The organism is Vibrio sp. PSi01 (genome assembly GCF_054960695.1).
On the sequence record NZ_JBHNYN010000014.1, the window covers coordinates 55,443 to 67,515 of the forward strand.

Below are 12,073 nucleotides of genomic sequence, written 5' to 3' on the forward strand. Positions count from 1 at the left end.
CTAGGAAAGAATTTAGTATGACAACTCAAACTACAATCAATAACGAAAAGCTATCTCCGTGGCCTTGGCAGATCGAAGAGAGCACAACTCGCTTTGATAACGCAGCAATGTCGACAATATTGAAAGACTTAAGCCTTGCTTGTTACGTCGTGAACCACCCAGAAAAAGGTTTAGGCGTAAGCCAAAAATCTGAGATTGCATCGGGCGATTCAGCAAGCTCAGCGAACAGCCAACCTGTTAGCGCCTTTGCTCCTGCTCTTGGTACACAAAGCCTAGGCGACGAAGATTTTCGTCGTTGTCATGGCGTGAAATACGCTTACTATGCCGGTGCAATGGCAAACGGTATTTCATCTGAAGAGTTGGTGATTGCGCTTGGTCAAGCTGGCATTCTTTGTTCATTTGGCGCCGCGGGCTTAATCCCGTCTCGCGTTGAGCAAGCGATCAACCGTATCCAAGCAGCACTGCCAAACGGCCCTTATGCGTTTAACCTGATTCATAGCCCAAGCGAACCCGCACTAGAGCGCGGCAGTGTAGAGCTGTTTTTGAAGCACAAAGTGAAAACGGTTGAGGCTTCTGCCTTCTTAGGTCTAACACCGCAAATCGTTCACTACCGTGCAGCTGGCCTTAGCCGTGATGCACAAGGTGAGATTCAGATTGGAAACAAGGTTATTGCTAAGGTAAGCCGTACTGAAGTCGCGAGTAAGTTCATGCAACCAGCTCCAGCTAAAATGCTGCAAGCTCTAGTTGATGAAGGTCGAATCACAGCAGAACAGATGGAACTGGCGCAGCTGGTTCCTATGGCTGATGACATTACCGCAGAAGCAGATTCTGGTGGTCACACCGATAACCGTCCACTGGTTACTCTACTGCCAACGATTCTTGCACTGAAAGAGCAAATCCAAGCACAGTACCAATTCAAAACTCCGCTACGTGTCGGTTGTGGTGGTGGCGTAGGTACGCCTGACGCTGCTCTAGCGACGTTTAACATGGGTGCTGCTTACATTGTTACCGGTTCAATCAACCAAGCGTGTGTTGAGGCTGGCGCGAGCGAACACACACGTAAGCTGCTTTCGACAACCGAAATGGCTGACGTGACTATGGCTCCGGCAGCAGACATGTTCGAAATGGGCGTGAAACTGCAAGTGGTTAAGCGTGGTACCTTGTTCCCAATGCGTGCAAACAAACTGTACGAACTTTACACTCGCTACGATTCAATTGAAGCGATTCCAGTAGAAGAGCGCCTGAAACTTGAGAAGCAAGTATTCCGTTCAACACTAGATGATATTTGGGCGGGGACTGTGGCGCACTTTAACGAGCGCGATCCTAAACAGATAGAACGCGCTGAAGGCAACCCAAAGCGTAAAATGGCGTTGATCTTCCGTTGGTACTTGGGTCTTTCTAGCCGTTGGTCAAACACCGGCGAACAAGGTCGTGAGATGGATTACCAAGTATGGGCTGGCCCTGCACTTGGCGCATTCAACGCATGGGCGAAAGACAGCTACCTAGATGATTACCAGCAGCGTAATGCAGTCGACCTAGCAAAACACCTAATGCACGGCGCAGCCTACTTGGCTCGTGTTAACCTGCTGACTTCGCAAGGTATCAAGCTTGATCCGGAACTAGCACGCTGGAAGCCGACGCAAAGAATGGCCTAGGCATTTCAATACAGCGTTAATTAAGCTCAACGAATAAAAAAAGCGACCTTAACGGGTCGCTTTTCTTTTGGTTATTCTTCTTAAACTAGCTAAGAGATTAAGATTTCTGCATACGCTTTTTCAGTCGAGCTAAGTCAATTTCACTAGAGCGAACAGTCAACTTAATACACTCGTAATCGTACTCTTCTTTAACCACACTCATGTTTGAGCGAATCTCACCGATGATGCCTTGGCCAGAATAAGGAATCGTGATCTCTTCTTCGATCATGCCCTCTTCTGCAACACCAACGATGTACTTGTGCAGTTTAGTGATATCTAGCGGATCACGAGTCGACGTTAGCATCGCATCTGGGAATTCTTCGATCAGCTCTAATTGCTGCTCTTCAGTCAATCTATCGCACTTATTCAGCACTAATAGTTTTTCGCTGCCTTCTACACCCACTTGAGCTAATACGTCGTGTACCACATCAAGCTGAGCTCGGAATGAAACGTCAGAAGCATCAACCACATAAAGCAGCAATGAAGCATCATGCGCTTCTGCTAGCGTTGAGTGGAATGAAGCAACCAGATCGTGTGGCAATTTCTTGATGAAACCAACGGTGTCTGAAACCAAGATACGCGGTTGAGTAATTGGTTGAAGTGCACGAACCGTAGTATCTAGTGTTGCGAACAGTTTATCTTCACCCACCACTTCGGTTGCGGTCATTGCACGCATCATCGAAGATTTACCGGCATTGGTGTAGCCAACTAAAGCAACAGTGAAAAGCTCCGCACGCCTTGTGCGTCGGGTCTTCATTTCATCTTGTACGCTTACTAGCTCACGCTTAAGCGCAGCAATTTGGTCACGTACGTTACGACGGTCTAGCTCAAGTGAAGTTTCACCGGCGCCCTGACCCATTTGACGCTCTTTATCACCCTCAGCCGTTTCACGCAGTCGCGGCACTAAGTAGTTTAGACGAGCGATATCAACTTGCAGACGAGCAGTACGAGTACGAGCGTGACGGCTGAAAATTTCGATGATGATACCAGTACGGTCAAATACTTCCACACCCAAACTCGCCTCAACAGTACGCATTTGAGATGGACTTAAATCACAGTCGAATACCACAACATCAGCGGCACCGTATTGGAAGTTGCCCGTTGGAAGATCATCAAAATCTAACTCATCGATTTCAGAATCAAACAAACCCGACTCATCAAGAAAGTCTTCATCTTCAGCTTCTTCAATAGAGCCTTGGTAACCAGTTAGATGTGCAATTTCGGCAAGCTTACCTGCACCCAACACATTCTGTCTTTGAGATGAACTGTGGTGTTGCGATTGTGTACCGACGACTTTAAACCCTAGGGTTGTCACTAAGCGAGCAAGTTCGGCAAGAGACTCTTTTGCTTCGTCACCTTTAAAATCCGGTGTCGTAATAGAAATAAGTAAAGCGTTATTCGCCGCTGGTTTTGCTGTTAGTTTCATGTATTCTTCTGTTTATGCACCAAGGTGCAACCTAGTTTTTGGTCTAAAGTAGTGTGATCCTACGCGTTTCTACGTCAGCTTTATAGAGCTAAGGGATACTAAATCAAGATATTATTGCAGTAGAAGCATATATATCGTTTATCCCTCTGTTTTTATAAGGGATAAAAAGCAAGTATAGACAACGAAAAAGGCAGCATCACATTACTTATTAGTAGTTGGTGATACTGCCTTTGATTTAGACATGAACTTTGATTGTTAAACTAACTCAGCAACTAGAAGTCGATTCTCGCTTCGGTTTGAGCATCGAAGAATACCGCCTTTGATAAGTCAAAATGCAGCGGTGCCATTTGACCAACCGATACTTCAAACTCTGGCGACAAACGACACGCGACTTCTTGATCGTTCACTTTAACCATTGCGATGGTATCTGGCCCTGTCGGTTCCAGCACCTCCAGTTGTAAGTCTAGCTTTGTGGAGGCAGAAACATCATCACTTTCTTGCTCGGTAATGTGCTCAGGACGTAGCCCTATCACCAATTCCTTGCCATCTTGGTCGCGCATACTCTGTGGCAATCGAATGTGGTGTTCTTGTTCGGCAGTGCCCACAACCTTAATAATTGGATTCTGTTCCTCATCCAAATCCACCATGGTCTTAATGAAGTTCATTGATGGTGACCCCATAAAGCCCGCTACGAACATGTTGTTTGGCTTGGTGTAGATCTCTTGTGGAGTACCGAGTTGCTGCAGTTCACCATCTTTCATTACTGCGATGCGATCTGCAAGAGTCATAGCTTCGATCTGATCATGGGTTACATAAACAATCGTGGTATTCAGCTTCTGGTGCAAACGTTTGATCTGGTGGCGCATTTCAACACGCAGCTTGGCATCCAAGTTAGAAAGCGGTTCATCAAACAGATACAGCTTAGGACGACGAGCCAAGGCGCGCCCCATCGCGACACGTTGACGCTGACCACCAGAAAGTTGCGACGGTTTACGATCCAGCAACTGTTCGATTTGCAGCATTTCAGCCACTCGGTTTACTTCTGCATCGATCTCGTCCTGTGGCATCTTACGGATCTTCAAACCGAAAGCGATATTGCCGCGTACCGTCATGTTTGGGTAAAGCGCGTACGACTGGAATACCATCGCAATATCGCGATCTTTAGGTTCTACCTGCGCCACGTCTACACCATCAATTACAATCTCACCCGAGCTAATATTCTCGAGCCCAGCGATGGTGTTCATTAGGGTGGATTTCCCACATCCCGAAGGGCCGACAAGTATCAAAAATTCCCCCGAATCGATACTGATGTCGATGCCCTTTAACGTTTCGTTGTCCGCGTTGCGATAGGTTTTACGGATCTGTTTTAAATCTAATGTTGCCATGGGTAATTATCCTTTTACTGATCCTGCCGTTAGGCCACGAACAAAATATTTTCCTGCGAAGACGTACACCAATAGCGTTGGCAGTGCGGCGATGATCGCGGCAGCCATGTCGACGTTATATTCTTTAACGCCTGTGCTGGTGTTGACTAGGTTGTTTAATGCCACGGTGATCGGCTGAGTTTCTGAGCCCGAATACACCACCCCGAACAAGAAATCATTCCAGATTGCGGTGAACTGCCAGATCACCGTCACCATGATGATTGGCGTTGAGATCGGTAATAAGATCTTGAAGAAAATGGTAAAGAAGCCTGCACCATCCAGTTTTGCCGCTTTGATCAATTCATCAGGAATCGAGATATAGAAGTTACGGAAAAACAGGGTCGTAAACGCCATGCCGTAGATAACGTGCACGATCACCAGACCAATGGTCGTGTTAGCCAAGCCCATCTTGCCAAGCATGGTTGCCATCGGCAGTAGCACCACTTGGAACGGAATGAAGCAACCAAACAACAGCAAGCTGAAGAACAGGTTCGAGCCTCGGAATTGCCATTTCGTCACTACATAACCATTGAATGCACCCAACAATGTTGAAATCGCAACCGCAGGAATCACCATTTGGAACGAGTTCCAGAAATAGCCTTTGATACCTTCACATTTCACGCCCGTACAGGCGGTATCCCACGCTTTATACCAAGCATCGAAAACCCACTCTTTCGGCAAGCTCATTAAGTTACCCGCCTTGATGTCAGGCAGAGTTTTGAATGACGTCAGCGCCATTACAAACAGTGGCATTAAATACACCAAGCAGAAGAAAAGCAGTGCTGAATAGATAAAGATTCGAGCAAAATTGATGTTATTCATCATGACTTTTTCTCCCTAAGTTCAGAGTAAAGATAAGGCACGAGAATCGCTAAGATACCAGCAAGCATCATCATGGCACTGGCAGCACCAAGGCCAATTTGTCCGCGAGTAAAGGAGTGGGCGTACATAAATAGCGCTGGAAGATCCGATGAATAACCCGGGCCACCCGCCGTCATTGCCGTCACAAGGTCAAAGCTCTTAATTGCAATGTGTGAGGTGATGATCACCGCACTGAAAACCACAGGGCGCAAGCAAGGTAAAATGATTTTGAGATAGATAGTGGGTAAGCTTGCCCCATCGATTTGAGCCGCTTTGATGATTGAAGAATCGATGCCACGCAGACCTGCTAAGAACATCGCCATCACGAATCCAGAAGACTGCCAAAGTGCTGCGATAACCAAGGTGTAAACGGACATTTCAGAATTGACGAGCCAATCGAATTTGAAGTCAGTAAAGCCCCAGTCTTGCATCAGCTTTTCAATGCCCAGACCCGGGTTAAGAATCCATTTCCACGCCGTACCCGTCACAATGAATGACAACGCCATTGGGTAGAGATAGATAGTACGAATCGCGCCTTCTTGGCGGATATTTTGGTCAAGCAACACAGCCAAACCAACACCTAACAAGATAGCAATCGCCATGAATAGAAAACCAAACACACCGAGGTTAGTGATTGAGGTGATCCAGCGATCGTTATCCATCAGCTTTTCATATTGGGTTAAACCAACGAAGTTAAAGCTCGGCAGAAATCGAGAGTTGGTGAACGACAAAGCTGCCGTCCAAAATATATAACCGTAGATACACACCACGGTCACTAACGCAGTTGGCGCCAGCACAATTTTAGGTAACCAATGTTGCAACCTGTCAGCAAAACTCGGTTTCGGTGCCGGCTGGCTCCTTGTGGGTTTTGGAGTCGACTCAGTCAAAACATGCTCCATAACTTATCCTTGTTGCACAATCGAGCCAATGGCTTACCTTTCGGCACCACATCAGCATCACGCATATTAGAATTGGGAGTGAAGAGCAGATAGGCTCCCTACGAGCCTACCCACCCTGGGGGTTCGATAAAGCAACACAACCCGACACTCACGTGCGTTGTGTGTCACTTATCAAGTTTGATTAGATAGCCGCTTTCACTGCTTTTGCTAACTTAGCTGCCGCTTGTTTCGGATCGGCATCTTTCTCATTGAAGAAGTTGGTCACTACGTCATAGATAGCGCCTTGAGCGTAGCTTGTTGTCGCTAGGCCGTGAGCCATACTCGGAACAAGATCGCCCGATTCAGCACTTGCTTTGAAGGTTGCCATTGAGTCCAACGCACATTGGTCAAACTTAGACATATCCATATCTAGACGTACAGGGATAGAACCTTTGTTAAGGTTAAAGACTTCTTGGAAATCTTTGGTAAGAATGGTTTTTGCCAGGTCTTGCTGCGCTTTTTGGTTCTCTTTGTCACTTAACTCAAAGAACGCAAAGCTATCGATATTGAAGGTAAATTGACCGTCAGTACCTGGAGCTGGTGCACAGATGTAATCTTTACCCGGCACTTTACCTGCCGCAGTAAATTCACCTTTCGCCCAATCACCCATGATTTGCATCGCGGCTTCGCCATTGATAACCATTGACGTTGCTACGTTCCAATCACGACCGGGAGAGTTGCTGTCGATGTAGTCACGCATCTTTTTGAACTTGGTGAAGACTTCCACCATCTTGTCGCCAGATAACACATCCATATCAAGATCAACGAACGCTTTGTTGTAATCTTCACTGCCTAATACATCAAGTGCTACTGCTTCGAATACCGTCGCGTCTTGCCAAGGCTGGCCACCATGAGCCAGTGGAATAAAGCCAGCTGCTTTAATTTTGTCTGCGGCAACAAAGAACTCATCTAACGTAGTTGGAACCGTCACGCCTGATTTTTCTAAAACAACAGGGTTAGCCCAAAGCCAGTTAACACGGTGAACGTTGACAGGAACCGCGACATATTCACCATCCCACTTCATCACTTTAGTCACGACTTCTGGTAGTAGTTCATCCCACTGTTCTTGTTTCGCAGTTGCATCGAGAGACGTTAGAAAACCTAAACCACCCCACTCTTGAATATCATGACCTTTAATCTGCGCAGCAGATGGAGGATTGCCCGATACTGCTCGCGTTTTCAAAACAGTCATCGCACTTTCACCGCCGCCACCAGCAACAGCAAAATCTTTCCAAGTATGGCCTTGTTCTTCAATCATCTCTTTCAGTACCGCTGCTGATTTCGCTTCACCACCGGCAGTCCACCAGTGAAGCACTTCCACTTCACCAGCTTGAGAAAATGTTGAGGCAGCAAGAAGAGATAGAGTAAGTAGGGTTTTATTAATTTTCATTATTATCTTCCATGTTTAGCGGACTCGACGTCCGGTTCAATAAAGAGTCTACTTATTCTAATTTTTAAGATTGAAACAAAAGGTAAGCCCAATGTAACGCAATTGTTACATTACACTTCTAGGCCTCTAGGGATATAGACTTTGGCTTCTAAACCACCTTGAGGGCAGTTGCGAATAATGAGATCTCCGCCGTGTCCATGCAAAATATTTCGGCAGATCCCGAGGCCAAGTCCGTGTCCTTGGTCATCGGTTGCGAGCCTAAAGTAGGGTTCGAAAACCAACTCTAACTTGTCTTCAGGGATACCCTTACCGTGATCTTGAATCGTCACAACCACCCATACAGAATCACTACCGATATCTACCTCAGCTGATTTCCCATATTTCACCGCATTATCTATGAGGTTGGTCAGCACACGTTTTATGGCTAATGGTTTGGCGACTAACGGTTCAACCACGGACGGCTCAAACTCAACTAAGGTTTGATGTTGGTTGTGCAGTTCAATTACAGAGAGCATCATCTCGTTGAGATCGATAATGGCATTGTTTTCATGAAGGTCTGTGTCTCTCACAGCCTGAAGAGCACCTTTAACCATCATCTCAAGCTCATCAAGATCTTTATTGAATTTGTCTTTCTTTACTTCACTTTCCAACAATTCTGCCCGTAACCTGAGTCGGGTGATAGGTGTCTTTAAGTCATGAGAAATAGCAGAGAAAAGATGTTCACGGTCGGCAACATAGCGACGAATCCGTTGCTGCATGCGATTAAAAGCTCGGGTCGCGGTGACCAGTTCTGTTGCCCCTTCTTCGTTAAGCGGAGGCTGCTGAATATCCATACTCATTTCATTAGCCGCTCTTGCTAACTTTTTGAGAGGACGCACTTGGCGACGAATCATAAAATAGGTAAGTACAAGCAGAATGAGCGTTGAAGATACTAAGAAAATCACCTGTTCCCGACCGAGAATTGTATCGTCGAGCTTTACATAAGGCGCAGGCAACAACGCCGCAATATAGACCCATTCATGGCTCTTTAATTCTATTTGGACAACCAGAATAGGAGGATTGAGAGGTTCTAACGTTAGAGTATGATGTGCCCACGATCGCGGGAGGTCGCTTAAATAGATATCATTTTTAAGCAAACGAAGATGCTCAGGTCGCGAAAAGTCGACCCTTACCGATTCGACTTTATTGAGTTTGCTACTTAAAACACTTTCTATCGCTTCTATCGATGCGGTTTTTAAGCGGGTGTCAGGGATAGGCTCAACAATCAAAGCCTCTTTATTGAAAGAAACGAAGAAGCGCGTACCGCCCATATTGCGGATCTGATCTAATACGATATGACGATACTTGACGGGCAAAGATTGGAAGAAAGTCACCGTTGAGGCAAACATGTTTGCCATGCTCGACGAGGCAGAACGAATCCCCTCCAGTTCTTTGTGTTTGGATTCGCTATACCAAATAGATGTAGCGATACCTTGAGCAATCACAACGGCTAACAAGGTCAGCAACAATGTTCTTGCGACCAAGGAGTTTGGTTTTAATCTACTCAACCACTTCATGCGAGATACTTTATCCGGAATACTTCATTGGAAATGACTCTATTAGCATTAGTTCATTAACAGCAAGTCATGCTTAGTGTTCATACTGAACAGGCACAGCGAGAATATAGCCGTTACCGCGCATGGTTTTGATGTAGTGAGGATATTTTCCGCTATCGCCCAATCGACTTCTCAGGCGACTAAGCTGTACATCAATGCCACGTTCAAAAGGCAGCGCTTCACGACCTCTAGTAGCAAAAGATATGGTGTCACGATCTAGAACTTCGTTTGGACGAGTTAAAAACAACATTAACAATGAAAAGTCGCTGCCCGACAAGTCCATCTCTTCTGAGTTTTCATTGTGAGAGATTCGATGCGCGAGCGTATCGAGAGTCCAGTCACCAAAAATGATCTGCTTTGGTAGTGCATCGCTTGGCTTGTCATCCACCACTTGAACACGTCGTAATAACGCTTTAATACGAGCCATTAACTGACGAGGGCTAAACGGTTTGGCGATGTAGTCATCGGCACCAATTTCTAAACCGATAATCTGGTCGGTTTCATCCGATACCGCCGTTAGCATGATGATTGGCACATTGGATCGTTTGCGGACTCGTTGGCACAAGGTAAAACCATCATCACCGGGTAGCATCACATCAAGCAGAATCAGATCTGGATAACCTTGCTTTTGCAAGTGAGCTTCTAGTTCAACACCATCTCCCACAGAAGAAACATCGAAACCAGATTTTGTGAGGTACTCTTCCAGCAGTTCGCGGATTTCTTGATCATCATCCACCACGAGAATTCGAGTATTTGTTGGCATCGCCCAAACCTATTAAATTTACAACTTATTCACATAGTGTATAGGCTGGCCGATTGTTTGATTATTGACATGTTTGTAAAGTTAGAAGAACAAACAGATAAAGATCACAACTTAGTGACCTCTATCTGAATCTTAACGGCTTAATCCGCTATTGGTTAATTATGACGAGCAGCTGATCTCCATGGCTTTGCCCCACTCAGGAGGTAGAGCCGCTAGATGTTCATAGTCCGGATGTTCCGCATAAGGGTTTGCAAGCACCACCATCAAAGCGTCAATATCGCTACTATCACCGCGCTCAGCTTTATCGATAGCTAGTTGAGCTAGATAGTTTCTGAGAATGTATTTCGGGTTTACCTGTCGCATGTTTTCGCAGCGCTTTACCACTGAACTCTCTTCTAATTCGCAGCGCTGTAAATAGTTATCTACCCATAGCTTCGCGGCCTCGCGATCGATAACCAAATCAATCACGTCTTGAGGCTTCAATGTATCTAGGTTCGACAGCGTTCTAAAGAACCTTGGGTAATCGACTTTGTTTTGCGACATTAGCTCGAACATAGATTCAAACAAACGACTGTCGCCCTCTTGTTTCGAAAGCAGCCCTAACTTACGACGCATCATCTGACTGAAATAACCGTTCATTTGTGGTTCGTACTGCTCTAACGCCGCCTCTAAATCGGCCTTATCCACCAACGGAGAAAGTGAGTGAGCCAGTGCCGATAGGTTCCACAATCCAATTCGAGGTTGCTGATTGAAAGCATAACGACCTTGATAATCGGAATGGTTGCAGATCAAGCGAGGATCATATTCATCAAGAAATGCAAACGGGCCGTAATCGAAGGTTTGCCCGATGATCGACATGTTATCGGTGTTCATCACCCCATGAGCAAAACCATTCGCTTGCCACAAGGCCACCATTTCTGCGGTGCGGTCAACAATCAGGTTAAACATAGCAGCGTAAGGTTTCTCAGCATCCAAACACTCAGGGAAGTGCCATTCAATCACTTTATCGGCCAACAACTTATGCTCAGCCAATTGATTGGTATAAAAAAGGTGTTCAAAGTGACCGAAACGGATGTGTGATTCAGCAGCACGCACCAACAATGCGCCCCACTCTTGCTTCTCGCGGTAAACTGGCGTGTCACTGGTCATCATGGCTAATGCACGTGTGGTTGGGATATTAAGCCCTGCCATTGCTTCACTACACAGGTACTCACGTACAGTTGAACGAATAACAGCGCGCCCGTCCCCCATACGAGAATAAGGCGTTTTACCTGCACCTTTAAGGTGTAAGTCGAACGTTTCACCACATTTAGCAACAACTTGAGCTAATAACAACCCTCTTCCATCACCTAAATCAGGGTTATAAGAGCCAAACTGATGGCCAGCGTATTTCATTGCTACTGGTGAGAATTGATCAGGTTCAACATTGCCCGATAACGTCTCAAGCAATTCCTCAGAAGCACCTTCAAATGACGGAAAGCCGAGTTCATTCGCAAGGTTATGGTTCCATGAGAGCCATTGAACATTACTGAGCGGTGTAGGTTGAATTGGGGTATAGAACAGTCGAGGTAATGCAGTAAATCGATTGTTAAATGAAATAGAATCCCAGACAGACATGAGAGGCACACTGTAGATAAAAGATAACTTAAGATTATCACAGTTTAGTAACAACTTCAGATTGGCTTACGTGTCTAGTTTGTTGAGCGAAAAGGACTTGACTGCTTTGCGAAGAGAAAAATTAGGTGGCTAGACTGATGAGAAGAGCCACATTTACGAGAATAAGAGTTCTGACTTTGAAGACTTTTTGAAAAGTGTATTCATAATAAAAACTGAAAATATAGAGCCGAAAAGCAGGCTACATTAGAGCGAGAATACCCAGAAGAGAAAGAGTAGAGAAAATCCAAGTACGACTGATTACGCCAAAGTTACTGTGTTGAATCATTTCTTGATGCTGCATATGTCTCTCCTTGAGAACGTGATGG

9 protein-coding genes are annotated in these 12,073 nt (G+C 45.7%); 1 reads left to right on the plus strand and 8 read right to left on the minus strand.

Features of this window, described 5'->3' with window-relative positions; all coding sequences use genetic code 11:
- Positions 1-17 precede the first annotated feature (17 nt).
- Positions 18-1,655 carry an eicosapentaenoate synthase subunit PfaD gene (pfaD, locus tag ACFI6G_RS16875; RefSeq protein WP_010439468.1) on the plus strand — a complete coding sequence of 546 codons (1,638 nt, stop codon included), beginning with the start codon at positions 18-20 and terminating at the stop codon, positions 1,653-1,655.
- 97 nt (positions 1,656-1,752) lie between these two features.
- Here the strand turns inward: pfaD and hflX are convergent, their stop codons facing one another.
- The 8 genes from hflX to ACFI6G_RS16915 form a co-directional block, all read right to left on the minus strand.
- Positions 1,753-3,120: a GTPase HflX gene (gene hflX, locus ACFI6G_RS16880; RefSeq protein ID WP_010439465.1), complete on the minus strand. Its 1,368-nt coding sequence runs from the start codon at positions 3,118-3,120 to the stop codon at positions 1,753-1,755.
- 272 nt (positions 3,121-3,392) lie between these two features.
- Complete coding sequence (locus ACFI6G_RS16885; RefSeq protein WP_010439463.1) at positions 3,393-4,505, minus strand: ABC transporter ATP-binding protein; 1,113 nt, start codon at positions 4,503-4,505, stop codon at positions 3,393-3,395.
- A gap of 6 nt (positions 4,506-4,511) precedes the next feature.
- Positions 4,512-5,369 carry a carbohydrate ABC transporter permease gene (locus ACFI6G_RS16890; RefSeq protein ID WP_009848502.1) on the minus strand — a complete coding sequence of 286 codons (858 nt, stop codon included), beginning with the start codon at positions 5,367-5,369 and terminating at the stop codon, positions 4,512-4,514.
- A complete protein-coding gene (locus ACFI6G_RS16895; RefSeq protein ID WP_010439457.1) occupies positions 5,366-6,304 on the minus strand; it encodes a carbohydrate ABC transporter permease in 939 nt (312 codons plus the stop codon). Before ACFI6G_RS16895 ends, ACFI6G_RS16890 begins: the two co-directional genes overlap by 4 nt.
- 181 nt (positions 6,305-6,485) lie before the next feature.
- The gene (locus ACFI6G_RS16900) at positions 6,486-7,733 is read right to left on the minus strand and encodes an ABC transporter substrate-binding protein (protein ID WP_004736057.1); all 1,248 of its coding nucleotides are present in this window, start codon (positions 7,731-7,733) and stop codon (positions 6,486-6,488) included.
- Between the two features lie 110 nt (positions 7,734-7,843).
- Positions 7,844-9,289 (minus strand): ATP-binding protein, encoded by a 1,446-nt coding sequence (locus ACFI6G_RS16905; protein ID WP_010439452.1) that lies wholly within the window; start codon positions 9,287-9,289, stop codon positions 7,844-7,846.
- A 73-nt stretch (positions 9,290-9,362) separates the two neighbouring features.
- The gene (locus ACFI6G_RS16910; protein ID WP_010439451.1) at positions 9,363-10,091 is read right to left on the minus strand and encodes a response regulator; all 729 of its coding nucleotides are present in this window, start codon (positions 10,089-10,091) and stop codon (positions 9,363-9,365) included.
- A 159-nt stretch (positions 10,092-10,250) separates the two neighbouring features.
- Positions 10,251-11,708 carry a protein adenylyltransferase SelO gene (locus ACFI6G_RS16915; RefSeq protein ID WP_016785768.1) on the minus strand — a complete coding sequence of 486 codons (1,458 nt, stop codon included), beginning with the start codon at positions 11,706-11,708 and terminating at the stop codon, positions 10,251-10,253.
- Between the last annotated feature and the right edge of the window lie 365 nt (positions 11,709-12,073).